24 protein-coding genes are annotated in these 21,962 nt (G+C 33.4%); 6 read left to right on the top strand and 18 right to left on the bottom strand.

From position 1 onward, the window contains the following. Positions 1 to 119: 119 nt before the first annotated feature. The 3 genes from ACNFIH_RS06185 to ACNFIH_RS06175 form a co-directional block, all read right to left on the bottom strand. Entirely contained in the window at positions 120 to 803 is a 684-nt protein-coding gene (locus tag ACNFIH_RS06185; RefSeq protein WP_426485924.1) for a hypothetical protein, read from the bottom strand. Positions 804 to 848: 45 nt separating this feature from the next. Next, a complete protein-coding gene (locus ACNFIH_RS06180; RefSeq protein ID WP_426485923.1) occupies positions 849 to 1,394 on the bottom strand; it encodes a hypothetical protein in 546 nt (181 codons plus the stop codon). A 63-nt stretch (positions 1,395 to 1,457) separates the two neighbouring features. Then, positions 1,458 to 2,066 carry a hypothetical protein gene (locus ACNFIH_RS06175; RefSeq protein ID WP_426485922.1) on the bottom strand — a complete coding sequence of 203 codons (609 nt, stop codon included), beginning with the start codon at positions 2,064 to 2,066 and terminating at the stop codon, positions 1,458 to 1,460. Positions 2,067 to 2,296: 230 nt separating this feature from the next. Between ACNFIH_RS06175 and ACNFIH_RS06170 the strand changes: the two genes are divergently transcribed. Continuing rightward, on the top strand, positions 2,297 to 2,626 hold the full coding sequence (locus tag ACNFIH_RS06170) for a hypothetical protein (RefSeq protein WP_426485921.1): 330 nt from the start codon (positions 2,297 to 2,299) through the stop codon (positions 2,624 to 2,626). Between the two features lie 63 nt (positions 2,627 to 2,689). Here the strand turns inward: ACNFIH_RS06170 and ACNFIH_RS06165 are convergent, their stop codons facing one another. From ACNFIH_RS06165 to ACNFIH_RS06155, 3 genes are all read right to left on the bottom strand, one after another. Then, complete coding sequence (locus ACNFIH_RS06165; RefSeq protein ID WP_426485920.1) at positions 2,690 to 3,289, bottom strand: REP-associated tyrosine transposase; 600 nt, start codon at positions 3,287 to 3,289, stop codon at positions 2,690 to 2,692. A gap of 916 nt (positions 3,290 to 4,205) precedes the next feature. Then, positions 4,206 to 4,790, bottom strand: a complete 585-nt coding sequence (locus ACNFIH_RS06160; RefSeq protein ID WP_426485919.1) for a Swt1 family HEPN domain-containing protein — start codon at positions 4,788 to 4,790, stop codon at positions 4,206 to 4,208. Between the two features lie 2 nt (positions 4,791 to 4,792). After that, the gene (locus ACNFIH_RS06155) at positions 4,793 to 5,431 is read right to left on the bottom strand and encodes a DUF5343 domain-containing protein (protein WP_426485918.1); all 639 of its coding nucleotides are present in this window, start codon (positions 5,429 to 5,431) and stop codon (positions 4,793 to 4,795) included. Between the two features lie 407 nt (positions 5,432 to 5,838). On the opposite strand from ACNFIH_RS06155, the gene prfA reads away from it, so the two are divergent. Continuing rightward, entirely contained in the window at positions 5,839 to 6,915 is a 1,077-nt protein-coding gene (gene prfA, locus ACNFIH_RS06150; RefSeq protein ID WP_426485917.1) for a peptide chain release factor 1, read from the top strand. A gap of 494 nt (positions 6,916 to 7,409) precedes the next feature. Further along, on the top strand, positions 7,410 to 8,741 hold the full coding sequence (locus ACNFIH_RS06145; protein WP_426485916.1) for a DUF5723 family protein: 1,332 nt from the start codon (positions 7,410 to 7,412) through the stop codon (positions 8,739 to 8,741). A 379-nt stretch (positions 8,742 to 9,120) separates the two neighbouring features. On the opposite strand, the gene ACNFIH_RS06140 is transcribed toward ACNFIH_RS06145, so the two are convergent. The 11 genes from ACNFIH_RS06140 to ACNFIH_RS06090 all read right to left on the bottom strand — a co-directional run bounded on the left by ACNFIH_RS06140 (position 9,121) and on the right by ACNFIH_RS06090 (position 15,671). Continuing rightward, the gene (locus ACNFIH_RS06140) at positions 9,121 to 9,501 is read right to left on the bottom strand and encodes a hypothetical protein (protein WP_426485915.1); all 381 of its coding nucleotides are present in this window, start codon (positions 9,499 to 9,501) and stop codon (positions 9,121 to 9,123) included. A 32-nt stretch (positions 9,502 to 9,533) separates the two neighbouring features. Then, positions 9,534 to 9,893: a hypothetical protein gene (locus ACNFIH_RS06135; RefSeq protein WP_035648991.1), complete on the bottom strand. Its 360-nt coding sequence runs from the start codon at positions 9,891 to 9,893 to the stop codon at positions 9,534 to 9,536. A 47-nt stretch (positions 9,894 to 9,940) separates the two neighbouring features. Beyond that, a complete protein-coding gene (locus tag ACNFIH_RS06130; protein ID WP_426485914.1) occupies positions 9,941 to 10,225 on the bottom strand; it encodes a YtxH domain-containing protein in 285 nt (94 codons plus the stop codon). 48 nt (positions 10,226 to 10,273) lie between these two features. Continuing rightward, a complete protein-coding gene (locus ACNFIH_RS06125; RefSeq protein ID WP_109192514.1) occupies positions 10,274 to 10,426 on the bottom strand; it encodes a lmo0937 family membrane protein in 153 nt (50 codons plus the stop codon). Positions 10,427 to 10,463: 37 nt separating this feature from the next. Then, positions 10,464 to 11,108, bottom strand: coding sequence for a porin family protein (locus ACNFIH_RS06120; protein ID WP_035648988.1), 645 nt, complete (start codon positions 11,106 to 11,108; stop codon positions 10,464 to 10,466). 37 nt (positions 11,109 to 11,145) lie between these two features. After that, positions 11,146 to 11,727, bottom strand: a complete 582-nt coding sequence (locus ACNFIH_RS06115; protein ID WP_035648986.1) for a DUF4142 domain-containing protein — start codon at positions 11,725 to 11,727, stop codon at positions 11,146 to 11,148. A gap of 200 nt (positions 11,728 to 11,927) precedes the next feature. Further along, positions 11,928 to 13,712: a sensor histidine kinase gene (locus tag ACNFIH_RS06110; RefSeq protein ID WP_142449651.1), complete on the bottom strand. Its 1,785-nt coding sequence runs from the start codon at positions 13,710 to 13,712 to the stop codon at positions 11,928 to 11,930. A gap of 14 nt (positions 13,713 to 13,726) precedes the next feature. Continuing rightward, positions 13,727 to 14,176: a response regulator gene (locus tag ACNFIH_RS06105; RefSeq protein WP_035648984.1), complete on the bottom strand. Its 450-nt coding sequence runs from the start codon at positions 14,174 to 14,176 to the stop codon at positions 13,727 to 13,729. Positions 14,177 to 14,197: 21 nt separating this feature from the next. Continuing rightward, positions 14,198 to 14,749: a helix-turn-helix domain-containing protein gene (locus tag ACNFIH_RS06100; RefSeq protein WP_035648983.1), complete on the bottom strand. Its 552-nt coding sequence runs from the start codon at positions 14,747 to 14,749 to the stop codon at positions 14,198 to 14,200. A 155-nt stretch (positions 14,750 to 14,904) separates the two neighbouring features. After that, the gene (locus tag ACNFIH_RS06095) at positions 14,905 to 15,090 is read right to left on the bottom strand and encodes a CsbD family protein (RefSeq protein ID WP_035648981.1); all 186 of its coding nucleotides are present in this window, start codon (positions 15,088 to 15,090) and stop codon (positions 14,905 to 14,907) included. Between the two features lie 107 nt (positions 15,091 to 15,197). Further along, entirely contained in the window at positions 15,198 to 15,671 is a 474-nt protein-coding gene (locus tag ACNFIH_RS06090) for a Dps family protein (RefSeq protein ID WP_426485913.1), read from the bottom strand. A gap of 198 nt (positions 15,672 to 15,869) precedes the next feature. On the opposite strand from ACNFIH_RS06090, the gene pyrF reads away from it, so the two are divergent. From pyrF to katG, 3 genes are all read left to right on the top strand, one after another. Continuing rightward, a complete protein-coding gene (gene pyrF, locus ACNFIH_RS06085) occupies positions 15,870 to 16,727 on the top strand; it encodes an orotidine-5'-phosphate decarboxylase (protein ID WP_426485912.1) in 858 nt (285 codons plus the stop codon). Positions 16,728 to 16,882: 155 nt separating this feature from the next. Then, the gene (locus ACNFIH_RS06080; RefSeq protein WP_426485911.1) at positions 16,883 to 17,683 is read left to right on the top strand and encodes an ABC transporter substrate-binding protein; all 801 of its coding nucleotides are present in this window, start codon (positions 16,883 to 16,885) and stop codon (positions 17,681 to 17,683) included. An 818-nt stretch (positions 17,684 to 18,501) separates the two neighbouring features. Further along, positions 18,502 to 20,706 carry a catalase/peroxidase HPI gene (gene katG, locus ACNFIH_RS06075; RefSeq protein WP_426485910.1) on the top strand — a complete coding sequence of 735 codons (2,205 nt, stop codon included), beginning with the start codon at positions 18,502 to 18,504 and terminating at the stop codon, positions 20,704 to 20,706. A 323-nt stretch (positions 20,707 to 21,029) separates the two neighbouring features. Here the strand turns inward: katG and purU are convergent, their stop codons facing one another. Next, positions 21,030 to 21,884, bottom strand: coding sequence for a formyltetrahydrofolate deformylase (gene purU, locus ACNFIH_RS06070; protein ID WP_426485909.1), 855 nt, complete (start codon positions 21,882 to 21,884; stop codon positions 21,030 to 21,032). Positions 21,885 to 21,962 lie beyond the last annotated feature (78 nt).

Genomic DNA, 21,962 nt, shown 5'->3' with positions numbered 1-21,962 from the left:
ATGGTTTTTTTAGCTTTTGTTTTGGTGATTTGTGTTGCGTCTTACTGTAGCGGGCACGGATTGCAAATCCGCGCTAACGAACTGTAGAGATATATCTGCGTGATCGGGTTTTGCATCTTTTATTTTTCTTCTTGTGGTTCATCATCCATTTCAAATGAGTTTTTTTCATTTTCTGATTCTTTAGATTTTACAAAAACTAAATTATCTTTCTTGAAAACAAATGTATCTTCTTCTTTATAACTCCAAGATTGTTCAGTGCGCATATTTACGCCATTTGCTGCAAAGGATATTTTAATAGTGTCGCCTTTAGTTGTAACATCTATGTAATCAAATGTTGACTGAACACTTGCTGTATAGGGAACTGCAGAGCAATCTTTTAAACGTTCTAACGTTTTTTTGTCATTTTTAAACCACTTTCTTAAAAAACCTAAATGCTCATCTGAACATTGATGACCGAGATTAAGCGCTGTATTAATTTTACAACTTAAATTATCATATTTTACATTTGGTGCTCCATCCCAATCACACTCACTTCCAATAAAGCTGGCAACAAATCCAAGAGCCGCTTTTTCGGGTTCAGAAATGTTTTTGGAATATTCCTGATTTATAAAAATTGTATTGACTGTGTCCTGTAGTTCCTTGTCATATTCATCTTCTCTCCATAAAAATTTTACAGATTTGTCTGTTAATTTTAATGGAGTTTCAGCTTTTAAAGTTTCAACTCCTGTATTTAAATTTTCGGATTCATTTTTCTTTGCACAAGAAATTAAAAAAATCAAAATGGTTAAGCTTAAATATTTCATTTGGGGCGTGTTTTTATAAGTTACTCTTGGTTTAGTAGATTATTTTTATGTTTTCTTTTTTAAAATTAGCAGAATAATAAAAAGCGGAATGATAGAAAAATAAAAGTATATATGCGAAACAGCATTAGTTTTTGCTCTTTCAAATTCTCTTTCGTTTCCTAAAAAAACTTCATCATTAATTGTGTTTCGCCACACTTTAATGGGTTTTATATTTTTGTTTACAATGTAAGTGTCATGAAAGAAGTTAAGATTCATTCCTGTAAATCGTAATTCTTTTTTCTTTGCAGAATGCAATAGATTGCCTCTAATTACTGTAATATCTCTAGAAGTAGATTTTCCCTGACTAGAAGATGTTTCTATGTCAATAAAAACGGTATCGACAACAAACAACTCTTTTTTGAGGTATTTTTCAGGATTGTTAAAAGCTTTATGATTATCAAAAGCTTTTTCAAAAGTTCCTAAAATATCATTGTCTTTAATTCCATGCACAAGCATTGAAACACAAATAATAAGCGAAAATATGAAATGAACTAATAATATAATTTTAACATATTTATATTTTTTGAAAAAGGGATGATTTTTTAGGTTCATTTAATTGCTAATTTTATAATATCAATATGAAATACTCTATGCAACGTACTCTAAAAAGCCTATTTATCTTTTGAGAAGTCTAATTTCACTTCTTGATTTTAACCTTCTTAGCAGGGCAAATATACCAATGGACAATAGAATTATATATCCTGTTATAATTTTGATTGAGCCAAAATTTGCAATTGCAAGCACAATTCCTGTAATTCCTGGATTTCCGCCGCCAACGAGTTCATATCGTACACCACGTTCAATTTGTAAGGCTAAATATAATGACCAGATAAAAATAACCGAAATGGACAATAATGCAAAAAACTGTGCTTTTGCATAACTTATAGAATCGGGCGTTTCAGCACTATATTTAAAATGTGGATTGTTGAGTTTTATAAATTCAAAAACTTCATTTTTAATGTTTTCATTATCGATATAAATTATTTCTTCAGAATCCCTTCCGAAGAATATTTTGATATAGTTTTTTTCGTCCTGATTTTCAATTTGCTTGATGTAAGCATATGGAATACTAAATAAATCTTTTAAGAATGTAAAATCATGAGTTTCTGAATTGATGCGATTCAGTTCATTTTCTTGTAGATTTCCTTTGTAAATAATGTTGTCTTTTATTACGATTACCTTATCGTTGGATTTTAAGTTTTTTAATTTCCAAATCTTATGCATTTCTGAGGTTTTAGTTATTTGGTTTTTTTGAGGTTGGTGGTAATTTTTTCAAACATAACCTCTTTAAAATCAATTTCCTTACGGGAAACCGTAAAAACAGATTCTATGTGATTTTAAATTTATATTGGCTGGCGTGAGGAATTTTCGGTTGTATACATTCGATTGTTTACAATCACGTAAAAATAATCCATTCTGTCTAATTTCGTTTCAAAGGAAAACAACTAAAAATCATGGAAGAACAAAATAAAGAAAGAGCCGTAGAATTGCTAGAAATTATGAATAAAGGAAGATACTTCACTACGCTAAAACCAGTGCCAAAGGAAAACAACTCGTATACAATAACGCTAAAAGTATCTTCGTATAACGAATTAAATCTAATGGTTTCAGATTTGCTAAAAGCAAGCATTATTTTGCTTAATCCTGATGCTCAAAGTTTGTCGAGTTTTACAAAAGACAATAATGTCAATGTTATGACTTTGCTTGAAATTGCCTTGCAGTTATTGCCAGAAGAAGAAATGGAATTGTTAGATGATTTGCGTAAACTTTATTACAAGGAATAATCGAAGCTGTGCTAAGTCTCCCGACTTCGTACACGTTCCTATATTCCGACACAATTTTAAAATTCAATATTCATTATATCGCGTGAAATTTTTCAAGTTTAATGTATCAACAATAAGAATGTCGGCTTTTTCGATTTTTAATATTCCTGTATCAGAAACATAGTTACTAGCGCTGGAATAGATGTAATGTGACGCTTTTTCGACAATACCAGCGCGAACAGGATTTAAATGAATATAATCGAGTTTTGACCACATAAATTTGTTACTATAAATTTCTTCTGGATGATTACCATACTGCCAAAACTGATAGTTTTTGTTTCTGGAATGACTTTCGGTTGATTGTTTAAAACGTTCCAACATCCATTCTCTCCGGCTTTCTGTATCAGATTTTATTTTTTCTATGATTTTTGCAGCAGTGAATTTTTTAAAATCTCTCAATAAATTAGATAATTCTCCCTTTTCTGATTGTACAATCATGTGTATATGATTGCTCATAATTACATAACCATATAAAATCATAGATTTGTTTCTAATACAAAAATCTAAACAATCAACAACTATATCTCTATAGTTTTGCCTCGTAAAAATATCAACCCAATCAACAACTGTTGCTGTTATAAAATGAGGTAAATTTTGATTTCTTATTTTGTATCCTTCTTGCATTTTTTTTATTCAAATATAATTATTTTTCTTACAAATAAATATTTGATAATCTTTACTGCTTATCAGAATGCGTGCGAAGTCGGGAGACTTCGCACAGCAGTTTCGACTTATAAGAAAGGATACTTTGTAGATAAGGATATTGACTGTTTTATAAAAAATATATTTTTAAGTTTTATAAATCCTAAAGGCGCTGTGCGAAGTCTCCCGACTTCGTACCCGTTGCTATATTCCGTCTGGAATAGTTTTATTTTTCTTTGTGGATAATTGGAGTGGGTACGAAGTCGGGAGACTTCGCACAGCGATCATTGAATTTTATAAAAGAACACTTCGTAGAGCTGGGGACTTCGCACAGCAATTTCGACTTATAAGAAAGGAAACTTTGTAGATAAGGATATTGACTGTTTTATAAAAATATATATTTTTAAGTTTTATAAATCCTAAAGGCGCTGTGCGAAGTCTCCCGACTTCGTACCCGTTGCTATATTCTGTCTGGAACAGTTTTATTTTTCTTTGTGGATAATTGGAGTGGGTATTTGATAATCTGTATTGCTTATAGTAACGTGTATAAAGTCGTGAGACTTCGCAAAGCCGTCGTGACTTCTAAGAAAGGAAACTTTGTAGAGTAAGGGTATTGAATGTTTTATACAAAACTTATTTGTAAGTCCTCCAAATCCTAAAGACTCTGTGAAGACGCTGTGCGAAGTCTCCCGACTTCGCACCCGTTGCTATATTCCGTCTGGAATAGTTTTATTTTTCTTTGTGGATAATTGGAGTGGGTACGAAGTCGGGAGACTTCGCACAGCGATCATCGAATTTTAGAAAAGAACACTTTGTAGAGCGGGGGGATATATCTGCGTAATCTGGGCACAAATTTGAGCTAACGAACCGTATAAACATATTTGCGCGATCGGATAGTTTATCCAACTTGATTTATCCAATCTCTTATATACATGCCAATTCTCTCGATATCTTGGTTTACTAATTCTCCACTATGCATAATTACATTTCTTGAGCGTTCTAGTGTTTTAATTATTTGGTCAGCCCATTCGATTGAATAAATATGGGGTTCGAAATATGGCCAGTTTTCTGTATTTCTTATAATGGATAATAAGTCTCCAAATTCAGTATAGTTAATAATACTGTCACCTCGAGGTGTGTGCCATCTTATTTTGTTTTCTTCTTCCCTTCTGCTTTCTGCCCTATTTCTAATTTTTTCAGAAACACAATCTTGCCACCAATTTTCTCCTTTGTTTTCAAGAAGTTTCTTAGATACAAACTGACGAACCATGTTTTCGAAGGCACATATTGCAGTATAGACTATAGCCATTTTTTGAGCTTTGATTACTAATTCTTCATCAAGTTCGTCAATTCCCAATGTTTGATGAAGTTTTTTAAACTCTTCATTTCCAAACCTTGATTTTTTTATTCTTTCTGTCTTATCAAGAGCTTCATCTGTTAAGATGCCTTTAAAAACGAAAGAGTAGAGTGCATCTCTATTCATAATTACAAAAGGTGTTCTTTAAGACTTTTAAAAATCGCATCATAAACAGTTATATCTCTTGTTTCTGGTAAATGAATTTGAATATTATAATGCATCTCAGTTGTTATTTTTTTATTTATAAGTTCATGAGTCATTTTTCGTTGTTCATTCACAGGAGTTGCTTCTTCAAATATGTCTTCATCTTTTTTTACTGTTACAATTTCTTTATTTGAATGTTTTGAAAAGTCAGCATATTTGCAAAGCGAAGAAAATGTATTTGCCATACAACTTAATACATTGTCAGATTTAGAACCTTGAGTTAATGTTTTAAGTTTGTTTTTAACTTCACTAACCGACAATTCGTGGGCTTTTACATTAACAGTAAATAAATCAGCGTACGCTTCTTTAATTGCTTCAGCTAGTATTTGTTTTGATTGTGTTTGATCTAAAAATTTAAAATATCTTTCTTGGGGTATACCATTATTATCTATAAAACCTAAAAATTTTAGCACCCCAATAAAAAGTCTATCATTTGTACTTTTAAATTCTAATTGTTCCAAAAATTTATTAGTAAATTTTGGAGGTGCTTGCGCATTCAACAAAGAATTGAAAAATGCATCAACATTTTTTGTTGTTAAAAGGTATTGTTCAGGTAATGCCATATATTCTTTTTTAATTTTTCAAAAATTAATTTAATTATACGAGAATGTTATATTGAAATTGTGTGTCTTATTTTATTCAAATATAAGAATTAACAGTGAAAAAACTGAATAAATTAAAAATTACGAAATATAAAAGCTTTAAAATCAGTAATTCCGGAAAACAGTAAATTTTCTAATAAAAATGATTCCCTAGCCCTGATAGCAGCGGCATCCTCTTTAGGCAAACAAAAACATCTAAATTAAAACCGTAAATATTCTGCCTAAAAAGATATAGTGGATAGCAGGAATCAGCTCCTAACAACCACATAATTCCACTAAATTTCAGGCTTAAAAAACACAACAAATAACCACTAGAATAATCCACAAAAATTTCGTAATTTTGCCGTCCAAATAAAAGGAATTAGAAAATGTTAGATAGACTTCAATATGTAAAGCAGCGTTTTGATGAGATTTCGGATTTGATTATTCAGCCGGATGTTATTGCTGATCAAAAGCGTTATGTGCAGCTTAACCAGGAATATAAAAGCATAAAAGCACTGGTTGAAAAGAGAGAAGAATACATTCTTGTTTTAGCAAATATTGACGAAGCAAACGAAATTATTGCAGACGGTAGCGATGCAGATATGGTTGAAATGGCCAAAATGCAATTTGACGAAGCAAAAGAACGCTTGCCTCAACTAGAGGAGGAAATCAAATTTATGTTGATTCCTAAAGATCCTGAAGATGCTAAAAATGTTATGGTGGAAATCCGTGCCGGAACGGGTGGGGACGAAGCGAGTATTTTTGCAGGGGATTTATTCAGAATGTATACTAAATACTGTGAGTCACAAGGATGGAGAACATCTGTGGTGGATATGAACGAAGGTACTTCGGGAGGTTTCAAAGAGGTTATTTTTGAAGTTTCTGGAGAGGATGTTTACGGAACTTTGAAGTTTGAAGCGGGTGTTCACCGTGTACAACGTGTTCCACAAACAGAGACACAAGGTCGTGTGCATACATCGGCGGCTACTGTTATGGTTTTACCAGAAGCAGAAGAGTTTGATGTTCAAATTGATATGAATGATGTTCGTGTAGATTTCTTCTGTTCGTCAGGACCTGGAGGACAATCGGTAAATACTACGAAATCGGCGGTACGTTTAACGCACATTCCAACAGGTTTGGTGGCGCAATGTCAGGACCAGAAATCACAGCATAAAAATAAAGATAAAGCCTTAATCGTATTACGTTCTCGTTTGTACGAAATGGAATTGGCGAAAAAACAAGAGGAAGATGCTACAAAACGTAGTTCTCAAGTAAGCTCTGGTGACCGTTCGGCTAAGATTCGTACATACAACTATGCGCAAGGTCGTGTAACGGATCATAGAGTTGGTTTGACACTTTACGATTTAGGAAACATCATGAACGGTGATATTCAGAAAATCGTTGCCGAGCTTCAATTGGTAAACAATATGGAGAAATTGAAGGAAGCTTCAGAAGTATACTAATCTGAGTTGCTAAGATTCTAAGATGCTAAGGGACTGAGTTTTTCTCTTTAAACATAAATATTTAAGCCGAACTTTTGTTCGGCTTTTTTTATGCTTAAAAAAGACAAAAAGAAGAAGACTTAGAATCTTAGCATCTTAGAACCTTAGTCTCTTAGAGAAAAATGCAAGAACCTTCTTAGATTTTTGATTTTTTTGAATTTTTTCTTCGATAAGTTGTTAAATTTATGAGATTAAATTGTTAATAAGTCTTTAGAGAATTTTCGTAACTCTTTGTTTTAAATCAAGGCAATTACTACAATGTGTTTTAGTGCAGTAGGATTAATATTATTTTTCGTTAAAACTTAGTCACTTAGATACTTAGTGTCTTAGAATCTCAAAAAAAAAGCTTGCCAATCGTCAAGATTGGCAAGTTTTTTTTTGCCTTTTTTTTGTTAATATTTGTCTGCTTTTTTCAAAGAAAAACAAAACCAAATCAACCAGTTTAAAAATAATCTATGAAGAGAACTTTACTTTTATTTTGCTTCTTTGGAAGCTTTTTTTATGCGCGATCGCAATCGTATTTTGGATTCAGGGATGATAATTATGCCGGAATTCAGGGCGTTTTGTTTAATCCGTCAGCTATTGTGGATTCAAAATACCGATCAGATGTTACGATTTTCTCGGCAAGTGCAACGGGACAAAATGATTTGTACGGATTTAATTTTGCTGAAGTTTTAGACGGAAATTATGACATTCAGAAGGATGCCAGTAAAAACATCAAAACAAACAACCGCGGAAATTTGAACGTCGATATTATGGGACCATCGTTTACGCTGAATATTACGCCGGTTCACAGTATTGCGCTTTATACTCGCGTACGAAGTATTACAAGTCTTGTTGATGTAAATGGTAAACTGATTGATGAGGTAAGTAAAGATCTTGACGTTTCAAATAGTTTTCTGATTCAGGGCGGAAATCCAAATGGCGTGAGTAATTCCTGGGCAGAAATTGGAGCAAGTTACGGAACAGTTTTAATGGATCATGATGATCATTTCATTAAAGGGGGTTTGACGGTTAAATATTTAATGGCTGGCGTTAACGGTTACATCAACGGAAATGATTTAAGCGTAGCTTTCAATAAAAACAATGCCAACCCAGAGCAAAGCCAATATTTGTCAACAGGGACTTTAAAAACGGCTGCAAGCTATGATTATCAAAACGGAAATGATCCTAAGTTTAGCGGTGCTTCGGCTGGCGTAGGACTTGATTTGGGTTTAACGTATGAATACCGTACGAATTGCCATACTTGTATTGGAAACCGATATAAATTTAAGGTCGCGGCTTCGGTAACGGATATCGGAAAAATTAATTATAAAAACATTGTCGAAAATACCTATAATCTTGCGGGAAGAGTATCACAAGCTGATATTGATAATGCAGAAAATATTTTTGAATTCTTTGATACGCATTACACAAAAGTTTCATCAAAAACAGGCGTAAAAGCAAATTTACCAACAGCAGTTCACACCAATTTTGACTGGAATATCGACAATAAATTCTACCTGAATTTAAGTACAGATTTTAGTTTAGTTGATGCCAAAACAGTAAACGGAACTGCAATCGCAAATTCGGTTACATTTACGCCACGATATGAAACCAGACAATTCAGTTTTTACGTTCCGGTAACGTACATGGAATACAGCGGTACACAAGTTGGAACTGGTTTTAGAGCTGGTCCGTTGTTTGTTGGTTCAGGCTCGTTGATTTCGAATTTGTTTTCGAATACGTCTAAAGCATGTAATTTGTATGTTGGTTTGAAATTACCGATTTATCAAAATTATAATTAAGCTACTAAGATTCTAAGCTGCTAAGTTTCTAAGCTTTTTTTGGATTGTCTATAAAAATTGGATCTTTCGTATTGTGCAAATCTTAATATTTCAGCACCTTAAAAAAAAGGCCGAACTATAAGTTCGGCCTTTTTCTATGCTAAACAATTCGATTCTGAGGACTTAGCATCTCAGCAACTTAGTAGCTTAGCATCTTTTAAAAATATATTGTGTATTAACCGTTTAACCGTTTGTTGTGAAGAAACGTATAAACAAGTTAGATACCTAGAAATACTCTTGTGTATTCAAAACATTTATATAGATTCGAGTACATGTAAACTCCATTTTTTATTACGATATGGCTTAACTTTTCCATGATATAAAATTTAAGTTAGACAAATTACTCTTTAGATGGTTCGTGTTGTGATGAGGCTTCTTGTGAAGTTTCATCTGATTCGTGATGTGGTTTCGAAACCAAATTGGTTACAACCAGCTGCACGATTGATCCTAAAATTCCTTTAAACATAGAATCGCCTTTTCCGACAATAAATCGTTTTGCCAGATAGCCAATTCCGATACTGATGGCCGATTGGCCGATATGACTTTTAAAACCAACAGTTTCGTTGATTTCTTCAACCGTATTTCGGATCAGGTTTATAGGCTTTAGATTATCTTTGATATCGTCGATTTCATCTTTAATGGAACACCACTCGGCGTCCTGACGATTTTCTAAAAACTTTATTCTCTGATTTAATTCATCAATAGTGAAAATAGGCTCCATAACAGTCTTTTTTAGTTATTAATAGTTTTAAATCAGTTTTGTTTCTCTTTTAAAATACTTGAAATGATGGTATTCCCAATCGGGGTTTTTATCAATGAGTGATGCGTTTTGTGAATCACAATGGCAACAATCAAATAGAAAAGCGCCATGATAAAAAAGCCGTAATAATACTCTCCAAGTTCTTTTCCCACCCATAAACTAATCCCGATATTAAGAAACAAGGTAAAAAATGCAACAACAACGCCAACTGCGATCTTTGATGTTAAGGTTGAAACCACATCGGCGACTGAACATACTGTTTTGAGTTTCAGTAATTCCAAACTCGTTTTAGTATAATTTTCCGCTTTTTCATAAAGATTTAAATTCTCGTTTGTTGTTGCATTTGTTTCCATGATATCAGGTATTTATGGTTTAAAAATCTCACTTAGTTATTAAAATACTAGTAGTTTGATTTTACAGTTTTTGCCTCGTCTTTAATTGAATTGTAGTCGTCTTTAACCTGGTTGAATTTAGATTTTCCTTCGTCTACTAATTCTTTTCCGTTTAATTTGATTGTATCTACAATTCCGTCAAATTTTGATTTTAAATTATCTCCGTAATCTTTCGATTTATCTTTGATTTTTTTGCGAGTTTCTGATCCTTTATCTGGTGCGAATAAAACTCCTAATAATGCTCCTGCAGCTGCAGCGCCAACAATTCCTAAAATGGTGTTACTTGCTTTCATAATATTTGATTTTAATGATTAATATATAATTGTTAATATGATTTGTTTTTAAATTTCCCTGCCTTTGATTAGTCTAAGCAATACAGCAATAATGGCAATCACTAATAAGATGTGAATAATGCTTCCGAAGCTGTAAACAAAGAAACCAAGAGCCCAAAGAATAACTAATATTACTGCGATTGTATATAATAAATTTGACATGGTTTTTATATTTAGAGGTTAATTAAAATTGTTTTTTCTAATTTAGTTTATACGACAGGTATAAAGACAAATTGCTGTTTTTTGCATCTGGAACTGTATAAGTTGTTCCGGCAACCGTTCTTTCTTTTCCAATCGTTGTTAATCCGTAATTGTATCGTAAACCAATACTGATTGGACTAAAATCTACTCCGATACCAGCCGATAAACCAGCATCAAATCGGTTTAAATCATCTGCGTTAATTTCTTCATCAAAGTTGAAATCACCATCGCCAGAAACTTTAGAACTTACCAGATACGATGCGTATCCACCGGCATGAATATTAAAATTTTTGGTAACATTCACTCGCACTAACAAAGGAACTTCGATGTAATTCAGTTTAAATTTTCCGGTTCCGCTTACAAAAGCATTGTTGTATTCTAATTCGGCACCTTTTGTAGTGAACAAGATTTCAGGCTGAATCGCGATAAAATCTGAAATTGGCAATGTTGCATAAACCCCGGCATTGAAACCGTATAAAATATTTTCGTCGTCAGCATTATTGTTATATAAATTTGACATGTTGAATCCTCCTTTTACACCAAACTCGGTGGTTACATTTTCATCGTTTTGAGCTTGAAGCATTCCAAACGAAGCTGAGAAAAATAAGGCTAAGGCGCATAAAAAATTAGTGTGCATTTTCATAATAAATTAATTTAGTTAATAATAGATTTTAAGGCGTTTAAATAAATTCTGTTTTTAATCTTTCGGTTTCTCTTAAAAGCTGATACTGGTCTGGCAAATATTGAAGCACTAATTTTAAAATCGTTTCATCATCTGTTTCGGTCGAAATTTTTTCAAACAGTTTAATCTGTTCGGTTAACGACTCTGAAATTGAGTTTAGATACGTTTGGTTAAAAGTATTTTCATCAGTATCAATTAATTCATATAAATCTCTTTTATGAGTCACATTTATATCCGTAATGACAACAAGTTTTTTATTGGCCATTTCTGCTATTTGCTGCAACAATTGATTTTGATGTTCTTCAATTTTTTTGCTTAAATCCTGTATCGGATTTTCTGAACGTTTTTGTGCAAATTGACTTTTTGAAATAAGAACATTGCTCACATTTGCCGCTGCAATAAAAAACGAAGTTTCAATTTGATCCTTATCGATTTGCAGTTTGTTGTTTTGGCTAAAAGTTTCATTTTTAAAGAAGTTTGCTTTTTGACGTTCTTTCTTTCCGCATGCTGAAAAAGATAAAATAATCAATAAGAAAAAGACTTTTAAAATAGCTGCTTTTATTAGGGGCATTGCTTTCATTTTTACTTCATAAAGTATTACATTACAAAGTTGCTAACGAATACCTTATTTTACTTTACAGCATAAAAAAGAAACGTTATATAATTCCCATAATCGGCTTATATAAAGGTTTTAAGAAGATTTGATACTAAAAAAAAGAGCGTTTTCAGCTTCAAATAATTGATTTGCTGAAAACGCTCTTTGTAAGAATTTGTATATTTTTAATCCGGAAGAAACACAGTGAAAACAGAACCTTTTCCAGGAATACTATCTGCCAGAATATGTCCTTTATGATTTTCTACAATCTTTTTGCAGATTGCCAATCCAATTCCGGTTCCCGGATAATCCGTTTTTGAATGCAGACGCTGAAAAAGAACAAAAATGGTTTCTTTAAACTGAGGATCAAACCCCATTCCGTTGTCTGAAAAAGTGATTTTGTGAAACTTTTTGGTTGTTTGTTCCAATAAATCAGGATAAGCGGCTGAAAGTACTTTTTCGCTTTCAACAATAATTTCAGGAATTCGGCCTGGCTGACTGTATTTTAATGAATTTCCAATCAAGTTGATGAAAAGCTGTTCGATTTGATACGGAATCACATCTAATTTCGGAAGTTTCGTAGCCGTAATAACTGCTTTTTTCTCATGAATAATTTCAGTTAATTCCGATTCGGCATTTTCCAAAAGTTCATTTAAATTTGATTTTATAAACTCCTTTTTAGTTGTATTGGTTCTCGAAAAAAGCAATAAATCATCAATTAGAACGCGCATTCTTTTTGCCGAACTTTCAATTTTAGAAAGATATTCGCGTGCACTGTCCGACATAACGGCTTTGTCAGCATCAGAAACTCGGGAAATAAAAGTTTGTATTTTTCGAAGTGGTTCCTGCAAATCGTGACTCGCAACGTGATTGAAAGAAGCCAGTTCTTTATTGCTTTTTTCCAATTCACGGTTTCGTTCCTGAAGCTCAATATTTAAAAGATGCTCATCTGTAATATCAAAATTGATTCCCAATAAAATTTTGCTTCCTTGCTGATCTGTCAATAATTTTCCAGTCGATTTAAAATGCCTGATTTCATGATCTGGACGAGCAATTTTATAGTAAATAAAGGGTAGATTCTTTTTTTCGATAATTCCTTGCATTGATGCAGCAACGGCATCTTTGTCGTCTGGATGTACAAAATCAAGAAATGTTTCCTTTTCAGGAACAAAAGAATTGGGTTCAACGCCTAAAATTCGGAATTGATTATCGGAATAGTCGATTTTATTTGAATCCAAATCCCATTGCCAGGTACTGAATTTTCCAATAATTTCAGATTCGGCCATCAAACCGCTTGAAATTAAAAGTTTTTTATTAAAGACTTTCAAACGTTCAAAATCACGGCTGATTTGTCTGTAAGCCAATAAAATAAAAGTAAGTGCCGTTAAAAAAAGGGAAATCGAGAAAATCGGACTTAATGAAATTTCCTGATCGTAAATTTTAAGTCGGTTTTCCAGATATTTTTTTTCAATATCATTCATTTTATCGACCTGAAAACGAATGTTTTCCATCAAAATTCGGCCTCCAAACATATAATTGTCAAGCTTTCTTTTATCGTATGTTTTAGGATCGCTGTATTTGAGGCAATTTTCAAAAGAGACAAATCGCTGAATAATGAGTTTGAATAAGTTTTCGAGATTTCGCTGCTGAATAGGATTGTCAGCAGTCAGTTTTTTCAGTGTAATAAAAGAAGCATTTACTTTATCACGCGAGTAAAGATACGGAGCTAAAAAACGGCCATTTCGTGTTATAATATAGCCACGCTGGCCCGTCTCTGCATCTTTGATTGCCGACATTAAACGCTCCAACTGAATGTTTATTTCATAAGTGTGCATAACCAGTTTACTTGATTCATTCAAGTCCTGGTTATGTTTGTAAGCGATTGAAGAAAGAAATAACAGGATGAAAACTGCGATTACAAAAATAACTCTCAAAGAGTTTGAAGAATTAAAATTTGGTATCCACTTCATTTGGCAATCTTATTCTATTTTAGTCGGAGCAGGAAATTATCACGGTTTAACCCAGAGGTATGGTAATGCCAATTTACGGTCACGACTTCATTAATTATTTTTTTGAGCGTATTAAAATCGCTTGGTTTTTTGATGTAAATATTGGCGCCCTGAATAAACGTATCTTCAATATCCTCTTCAGATGACGAAGTAGAGTAGATCGCAATGATAATATTTTTAAGGCGTTCTGTTTTTTTGATTTCAATCAAACATTCTTTTCCTGTTTTCTTTGGCATGTTCAAATCCAGAAACAAAATGTCTGGAAGTTTGTTTTCAGGATCGTTCAAATGATCCATTAACTGCATTCCGTCATGAACAAAATCTACATTGGTCTGAATTTTAATTTCTTCAAATGCGTCTTTAAAAAATAAACGATCATCTTCATCATCATCAGCCAATAAAATATATAATGCGTTTTTTTGCATTTTAGTATGGTATTTGAGTTTTTATTTTAAATTTTCTCTACGTTTCTTGATTATTCTCTGAAATGCCGATGGCGTAATTCCGGTTGTGTTTTTAAACTGTGTACTTAAATGCGCAACACTTGAATAGTTGAGTAAAAAAGCAATTTCAGTCAGGCTCATTTCATTAATGATAATCAATTGTTTTGCTCTTTCAATTTTTTGTAAAATGATGAAATTTTCGATAGAAGAATAAGTTACTTCCGAAAAAACATTAGATAAATAACCGTAACTGTGATTCAATTTTTCGGCCAAAAAAACAGAACTTTTATAATTGTTGCTGTCTTCCATAAAAACAAGTTCAATTATGGCGTCTTTTATTTTTTGGACCAAAACGCTTTTTTGATTTTCGACAATCTCAAAACCGCACGGACTTAAATTATTTTTTAAAGTTTCGAGTGCATCAGCATCAAGGTTGTCAGCAATCTCAATCTCACCAAAACCCAAACTTGTAAAATTAATATTCTGTTGGTCAAGGTTGTGTTTAAGATAAAGAGAACAAATGGTATTAATGTCGAACTTTATAAATAGTTTCATTTTATAAAAATTTGGTTAAAGATACTTAATTTATTTTTGGCGTTAATGTTTAGTCTTTGATAGAAATGTTGAAACAGATTAAAAATAAATAAAATTTTCAAAAAAATACCGTCTAGTACAAGTAGTAGACGGTATTTCCTGATTTGAGTTAAAGGTTACAAATCTGAAAGCATCTGATGAAATTCTTCTTTGGTTTTACCCAGTTTTTGCTGTAGTTTTCCGTACATCTCGTCTTCTTTTCCTTCAGCAAACATCAAATCATCATCTGTCAGTTCTGCGTATTTTTGTTTTAATTTTCCTTTTAACTCATTCCAGTTTCCTTTTATTTCGGTAGTATTCATAACTTTCTGTTTAGTGTTAATTACATTGTAAAGTTCCGATTTTAAAAGCAGGCAACTGTTACATGAATTTCGTGAATCGTTGTATAATTTGCATTTTTGCTTTTATTTTAAGCCTTGTAACGTCGAAGTACCCAAGCCATTTTTTCGTGTTCCTGAAGCAATCCAGTTACAAAATCGGCCGAGCCGGCATCTTTTGTTTCGTTTTCAAAAACCGGAATATAATCTCTTAGTTCACTCACTAATTGTTCGTGATTTTCAAGAAGTTCTTCCAGCATATGTTTTTGTGAAGCATATTCTTTTGGTGATTCTTTTAAAGTCGAATTTTCAATAAATTCCTTCATCGTTCCAATTGTTTTTTCCCCAAGCTGACTAATGCGTTCTGCAACTTCGTCAATTTGCGCTTCTAAAATGCGGTATTGTTCTTCAAACAATTTATGAAGTTCCATAAAACTGTTTCCGGAGATGTTCCAATGAAATTTTCTTGTTTTTACATAAAGTGTCATTTCATTTGATAAAATGGTGGCTAATATACTTGTGCTCTTTTTTAAATGTGCTGCTGAAATTCCAATATTTGGGCTCATAATGGGCTGATTTAAGGTTCAGTATCAAAATTAGAGAACACGACCTTGTTTTTTCTTACATAATTTTCAGGAGTTGTTACAGGAATTCAATGTTAATTAGATAATTAGGCAATTAGATGATGGAAGCTTGAAACTTGAAACCTCAAACTTGAAACCAAAATAATTATTTGTAATTTTGCCACACTATTAAAACACACTATGACAACACAACAGCTTCACGAACAAATCCTTCAAAAAAAATCATTTCTATGCGTTGGCCTGGATCCTGATTTAAGTAAAATGCCATCTCATTTATTAGAAACTGAAGATCCAATTTTTGAGTTTAATAAAGCAATAATTGATGCAACGCATGATTTGACTGTTGGTTACAAACCAAATACCGCTTTTTTTGAAGCATACGGAATAAAAGGCTGGATGTCGCTGCAAAAAACGATTAATTATATCAACGAAAAGTATCCTGAAATTTTTACGATTGCAGATGCAAAACGTGGCGATATCGGGAACACTTCAAGTATGTATGCAAAAGCTTTTTTTGAAGATTTGAATTTTGACAGCGTTACCGTTGCTCCTTATATGGGAAAAGATTCGGTTGAGCCTTTTTTGGCTTTTGAAAATAAACATACTATTATGCTGGCGTTGACTTCAAACGAAGGCGCTTTTGATTTTCAGACTTTAACTACAAATGGAACTCGAGGCGAAGCCGAACAGAGCGGAGCTAAAGAGCTTTACAAACAAGTTTTAGAAACGTCTAAAACATGGAAAAACAGCGAAAACTTAATGTACGTTGTTGGTGCAACTAAAGCAGAATATTTTACTGAAATCAGAAAAATTGTTCCTGATAGTTTTTTATTAGTTCCAGGAATTGGCGCTCAGGGCGGAAGCTTGTCTGAAGTATGTAAATACGGAATGAATGATAAAGTTGGACTTTTGGTAAATTCGGCAAGAGCCATTATATACGCTTCAAAAGGAACTGATTTCGCTGAAAAAGCCAGAGAAGAAGCTTTGAAAGTACAGCGAGAAATGGAAGAAATTATTCGTTTAAAGTTTCAGGTTTAAAGTTTCAAGTTTGCTTTGAACATAATTTAACCGTAAAGTTCGCAAAGAGTTACGCTATGAACGCAAAGCTTTGCGAACTTTGCGTAAAGAAACCTTGCGAACTTTGCGGTTAAAAAATACATTCCAAATAACCTGAAACAAAAAAGACTTGAAACATGAAACAAATGACCGATCAACTAGGAACTTTACATTCTTTTGAAAATGCTCCAAAACGTATTATCTCACTTGTTCCTTCGCAAACCGAATTATTACATGATTTAGGTTTAGAAGAAAAAATAATCGGGATTACGAAGTTTTGCGTTCATCCGTTTCATTTTAAATCCACTAAAAAGATTGTTGGCGGTACCAAGAAAATTCATTTCGAAAAAATAAAGCTTTTACAACCTGATATTATAATTTGTAATAAAGAAGAAAACACAGAAGAAATCGTAAACCAATTAAAGGAAATCTGTTCGGTTTGGGTAACGAATATTGTTTCTATCGAAGATAATTTTCAGATGATTTCCGATTTTGGACAATTATTCAACTGCAGAACCGAAGCTCAAAAGTGGAACGACAAATTGGCTTTCGCCTTGAGCGATTTCAAAAAATACATTCAGGATATTGAAGAAAAGAAAGTGGCTTATTTTATTTGGAAGAATCCTTATATGGTGGCCGGAAATGATACGTATATAAATGAACTTTTAAAACTGAATCATTTTAAAAATATTTACGAAGATAAAGGAAGATATCCGGAAATAGAACTCAAAAAAATGCGTCTTGAAGGCGATCCTGATATCGTTTTTCTTTCCTCAGAGCCATATCCTTTTAAGGAAGAAGATGCTTTTGAAATTGGAAGATTCACGCATCACGCCAAAACAATCTTCGTAGACGGCGAAATGTTCTCCTGGCATGGAAGCCGATTATTAAAGGCTTTTTCTTATTTTAAAATGCTTCACGAAAGATTGAAGAATTAGTTTTTTTGTTTCAGGTTTTAAGTTTCAAGTTGTCGGAAACTTAACCGCAAAGAGCGCTATCCCGATAGCTATCGGGAACGCAAAGTTCGCAAAGTTTTTTACATAAAGCTTTGCGAACTTTGCGTTTATGCAAGGATCTATACAAAAAAACTTTGCGCTCTTTGCGGTTAAAATATGTTCAAAGTAAAACAACCTGAAACCTGAAACAAAATAAACCAAATTGGTACAAAAAAAGAATGCCGACATCTCAAAGACGCCGGCATTATTTAACTAACCAAAACCAAAATAATAAATAACCAGTTTATTACAGTACAAATATCCGACATATATCAATCTTATGCTGTTAAGGTCTTGTTATTACTTTGTTGGAAATAAGTTAATGTCAAAGTTTTGTGTTTTTTGCGGTTCAATTATGTTCAGTTTAAAGTAATCTGAAACCTGAAACTTGAAACAAAATAAACCAACTTATATAAAAAAAGAATGCCGGCATCTCGAAGACGCCGGCATCATTTAACTAACCAAAACCAAAATAATAAATAACCAGTTTATTACATTACAAATGTCCGACATATCTCAATCTTTTGCTGTTAAGGTTTTGTTATTACTTTGTTGACCATAAGTTAAGATTTATAAAAACGTGTTTCTGAGCTTTCTGCAACGTTAAATAATTTTTGGTTATTAAAATATAATAACAATCAATTTTGTTTATGAATATGCTAAACATACTTTCGTATATTTGATAATGTGTTAAATATCAGCAATATGTGCTTTTTGAAAAAATTAGCATTTTAATAGAAATAACTAAAAAAACAAAAGAGATGAGCGAATCAATTGAAAGTAAATGTCCATATCATAATGGACAAATGAAACAAACATCAGCAGGAACCTCTAATAAAGATTGGTGGCCAAATCGGTTGAATCTAAACATCCTGCGTCAACATTCTAGTTTATCAGATCCTATGGAAAAAGGGTTTGATTATGCAGCAGCCTTTAAAACTTTGGATTTAAATGAAGTCAAAAAAGATCTTTATGCATTAATGACTGATTCTCAGGATTGGTGGCCTGCCGATTATGGTCATTATGGTCCTTTGTTTATTCGTATGGCTTGGCATAGTGCTGGAACTTATCGTATCTCTGATGGACGTGGAGGCGCCAGTTCAGGTAATCAACGTTTTGCACCACTTAACAGTTGGCCGGATAATGGTAATTTAGATAAAGCTCGTTTTTTGCTTTGGCCTATTAAACAAAAATACGGGAATAAAATTTCATGGGCAGATTTGATGATTTTGACAGGAAACTGCGCTTTGGAATCTATGGGATTTAAAACTTTTGGATTTGCGGGAGGAAGAGAAGATGTTTGGGAGCCAGAACAAGATGTAAATTGGGGTAATGAAAAAGAATGGTTAGCGACAAGTGACAAACCTAATAGTAGATACTCTGGCGATAGAGACTTAGAGAACCCTCTTGCTGCCGTGCAAATGGGATTAATATATGTAAACCCAGAAGGTCCAGATGGAAATCCTGATCCGCTAGGTTCTGGGAGAGATATTAGAGAAACGTTTGCCCGTATGGCAATGAACGATGAAGAAACAGTGGCTTTGACGGCTGGTGGACATACTTTTGGTAAAGCACACGGAGCTGGAGACGCCTCATTAGTAGGAGCAGAACCAGAAGGTGCCAGTATTGAACAAATGGGGCTGGGCTGGAAAAGCTCATACGGTACAGGAGTAGGTGGAGATGCTATTACAAGTGGTATTGAAGGTGCATGGAAACCAAATCCGACAACTTGGGATAATGGTTATTTTGAGACATTATTCAAATATGACTGGAAATTAACTAAAAGCCCTGCAGGAGCATATCAATGGACCCCAACGGATGAGAGTGCTGCTACAACTGTAGAAGATGCACATGATCCAACAAAAAGACATGCGCCAATGATGACAACGGCAGATATGGCTATGAAAATGGATCCTGCTTACGAAAAAATTTCAAGAGACTACATGCAAAATTTTGACAAATTTGCTGATGCTTTTGCAAGAGCCTGGTTCAAATTAACGCATAGAGATATGGGACCAATTAGCCGTTATTTAGGTCCGGAAGTTCCTTCTGAAGTGTTGATTTGGCAAGATCCAATTCCTGCTGCCAAAAGCGAATTAAATCATAGCGACATTGCTCTTTTAAAAGAAAAAATTAAGGCTAGTGGTCTTTCAATATCTCAATTGGTATCAACTGCTTGGGCTTCGGCTTCGACTTTCCGTGGTTCTGATAAACGTGGAGGTGCAAATGGTGCACGTATTCGTTTTGAACCGCAAATTAATTGGGAAGTGAATTCGCCAACTCAATTGAAAAATGTATTAGCAACTTATGAAACAATACAAAATGAATTTACAAGTTCTGGAAAAGTAGTTTCGATTGCAGATTTGATTGTTTTAGGAGGATCTGTAGGAATTGAAAAAGCAGCAGCAAATGCAGGAATAAATATTGATGCCCCTTTTACACCGGGAAGAGGTGATGCAACTTTAGAGCAAACGGATGTTCATTCTTTCAACGCTCTAGAGCCAAAAGCTGACGGATTCAGAAACTATAAAAGCGCGAAATGTAATTCAGTAACAGAAGAGCTTTTAGTAGATAGAGCACAATTACTAGGCTTAACAGCTCCTGAAATGACTGTTTTACTTGGTGGTTTAAGAGTCTTGAATACCAATTATGATGGTTCTAAACATGGTGTATTGACAAAAAACACAGAAACATTGAACAATGATTTCTTCATTAATTTACTAGATTTAGGTACAGTATGGAAAGCAACCAATGAAACTGGCGAAACTTTTGAAGGTCATAATCGCAAAACAGGTGAATTGAAATGGACAGCAACTCGTGCCGATCTTATTTTTGGCTCAAATTCAGAATTGCGTGCGATTGCAGAAGTTTACGCATCCAACGATGCAAAAGAACGATTCGTAAAAGATTTTGTTACCGTATGGACTAAAGTAATGAACCTTGACCGATATGATTTGGTTAAGTAAGGTTCAAAGGGACAAAGGCTCAAAGTAACAAAGGTTAAAACAAAACTTACTTCCAAATGAAAACCCGACAGATTTTTAAAAATTTGTCGGTTTTTTTTATTTTTTATCTTTATTTAAACTGGACTGAAGTCCAGCTCTACAATATTGGTCGTTCCTTCGGAACTCTAGGAGAGCCTTTGGCTCGATTCATTTTGTAGGGCCGGACTTCAGTCCGGTTTTATGCGAAAATGCGAAAAAAACAAACCCGACAGGTTATTTAAACCTGTCGGGTTTGTTTTTTTTATGTTCAAAGTAAAAACTTTGTTACTTTGAGCCTTTGTCCCTTAAGAAAAAACCACCGTTTTATTACTATAAACCATTGTTTTTCTTTCAGCATGCAGTTTGATTGCTCTTGCCAAAACAATTCTTTCTAAATCGCGTCCTTTCATGATAAAATCTTCAACCGAATGAATATGAGAAACTCTTGCAATATCTTGTTCGATAATCGGACCTTCATCTAATTCTTCGGTAACATAATGGCTTGTTGCACCAATAATTTTCACACCGCGCTTAAAAGCCGAATGATAAGGCTTTGCACCTGGAAAAGCCGGCAAAAAGGAATGATGAATATTGATGATTTTATTTTCGTAAAGCGAAATCAATTTTGGTGTAACAATCTGCATATAGCGCGCCAAAACAATAAAGTTGATTTCATATCGCTGTAAAAGCTCAATTTGTTTCGCTTCGCCTTCTTCTTTATTGTCTTTTGTAAAAGGAACGCAATGAAACGGAATATTAAATCGTTCCGCAACGCTTCTTAAATCATTGTGATTGCTTATAATAACCGGAATCTCGACATTCAATTCGTCAGCACTGTAACGTCCTAAAATATCAAAAAGACAATGATCGTATTTCGAAACAAACAAAGCCATTTTAGGTTTTTGTTCCTGATTGTACAAATCCCATGACATGTTAAAATCGGTTGCGAGTGTTTTATCGAATTCTTCTTTCAGACTTTCAATTGTAATTTTAGGATTGGTAAATTCACATTCCAATCGCATAAAAAAAACATTTTGTTCTACATCAACATGCTGATCGATGTAAGTGATATTTCCTTCTACTTTAGCAATAAAAGTAGTCACTGCGGCAATAATTCCTTTTTGGTCTTTACAGTGAATGAGAATGGTAATCTTTTGCATTTCGGTTTTTTGGTTTTTGGTTAGTGACAAAGTTGCAAAGGTTCAAAGTAACAAAGGCTTCTTTGTACCTTTGTTACT

The sequence above is a fragment of the Flavobacterium sp. 2 genome, assembly GCF_049949195.1.
Classification (GTDB): Bacteria; Bacteroidota; Bacteroidia; order Flavobacteriales; family Flavobacteriaceae; genus Flavobacterium.
This window is presented reverse-complemented; position numbering and strand designations above follow the sequence as displayed.

Coding starts and splice junctions, on each gene's coding strand:
- ACNFIH_RS06165 (WP_426485920.1), bottom strand. CDS start 3,289: ATGCAAGAAGGATACAAAATAAGAAATCAAAATTTACCTCATTTTATA.
- prfA (WP_426485917.1), top strand. CDS start 5,839: ATGTTAGATAGACTTCAATATGTAAAGCAGCGTTTTGATGAGATTTCG.
- ACNFIH_RS06125 (WP_109192514.1), bottom strand. CDS start 10,426: ATGTCAAATTTATTATATACAATCGCAGTAATATTAGTTATTCTTTGG.
- purU (WP_426485909.1), bottom strand. CDS start 21,884: ATGCAAAAGATTACCATTCTCATTCACTGTAAAGACCAAAAAGGAATT.
- ACNFIH_RS06130 (WP_426485914.1), bottom strand. CDS start 10,225: ATGAAAGCAAGTAACACCATTTTAGGAATTGTTGGCGCTGCAGCTGCA.
- ACNFIH_RS06135 (WP_035648991.1), bottom strand. CDS start 9,893: ATGGAAACAAATGCAACAACAAACGAGAATTTAAATCTTTATGAAAAA.
- ACNFIH_RS06095 (WP_035648981.1), bottom strand. CDS start 15,090: ATGAATACTACCGAAATAAAAGGAAACTGGAATGAGTTAAAAGGAAAA.
- ACNFIH_RS06115 (WP_035648986.1), bottom strand. CDS start 11,727: ATGAAAGCAATGCCCCTAATAAAAGCAGCTATTTTAAAAGTCTTTTTC.
- ACNFIH_RS06090 (WP_426485913.1), bottom strand. CDS start 15,671: ATGAGCCCAAATATTGGAATTTCAGCAGCACATTTAAAAAAGAGCACA.
- ACNFIH_RS06120 (WP_035648988.1), bottom strand. CDS start 11,108: ATGAAAATGCACACTAATTTTTTATGCGCCTTAGCCTTATTTTTCTCA.
- ACNFIH_RS06105 (WP_035648984.1), bottom strand. CDS start 14,176: ATGCAAAAAAACGCATTATATATTTTATTGGCTGATGATGATGAAGAT.
- ACNFIH_RS06160 (WP_426485919.1), bottom strand. CDS start 4,790: ATGAATAGAGATGCACTCTACTCTTTCGTTTTTAAAGGCATCTTAACA.
- katG (WP_426485910.1), top strand. CDS start 18,502: ATGAGCGAATCAATTGAAAGTAAATGTCCATATCATAATGGACAAATG.
- ACNFIH_RS06180 (WP_426485923.1), bottom strand. CDS start 1,394: ATGAACCTAAAAAATCATCCCTTTTTCAAAAAATATAAATATGTTAAA.
- ACNFIH_RS06080 (WP_426485911.1), top strand. CDS start 16,883: ATGAAACAAATGACCGATCAACTAGGAACTTTACATTCTTTTGAAAAT.
- ACNFIH_RS06175 (WP_426485922.1), bottom strand. CDS start 2,066: ATGCATAAGATTTGGAAATTAAAAAACTTAAAATCCAACGATAAGGTA.
- pyrF (WP_426485912.1), top strand. CDS start 15,870: ATGACAACACAACAGCTTCACGAACAAATCCTTCAAAAAAAATCATTT.
- ACNFIH_RS06185 (WP_426485924.1), bottom strand. CDS start 803: ATGAAATATTTAAGCTTAACCATTTTGATTTTTTTAATTTCTTGTGCA.
- ACNFIH_RS06100 (WP_035648983.1), bottom strand. CDS start 14,749: ATGAAACTATTTATAAAGTTCGACATTAATACCATTTGTTCTCTTTAT.
- ACNFIH_RS06145 (WP_426485916.1), top strand. CDS start 7,410: ATGAAGAGAACTTTACTTTTATTTTGCTTCTTTGGAAGCTTTTTTTAT.
- ACNFIH_RS06170 (WP_426485921.1), top strand. CDS start 2,297: ATGGAAGAACAAAATAAAGAAAGAGCCGTAGAATTGCTAGAAATTATG.
- ACNFIH_RS06110 (WP_142449651.1), bottom strand. CDS start 13,712: ATGAAGTGGATACCAAATTTTAATTCTTCAAACTCTTTGAGAGTTATT.
- ACNFIH_RS06155 (WP_426485918.1), bottom strand. CDS start 5,431: ATGGCATTACCTGAACAATACCTTTTAACAACAAAAAATGTTGATGCA.
- ACNFIH_RS06140 (WP_426485915.1), bottom strand. CDS start 9,501: ATGGAGCCTATTTTCACTATTGATGAATTAAATCAGAGAATAAAGTTT.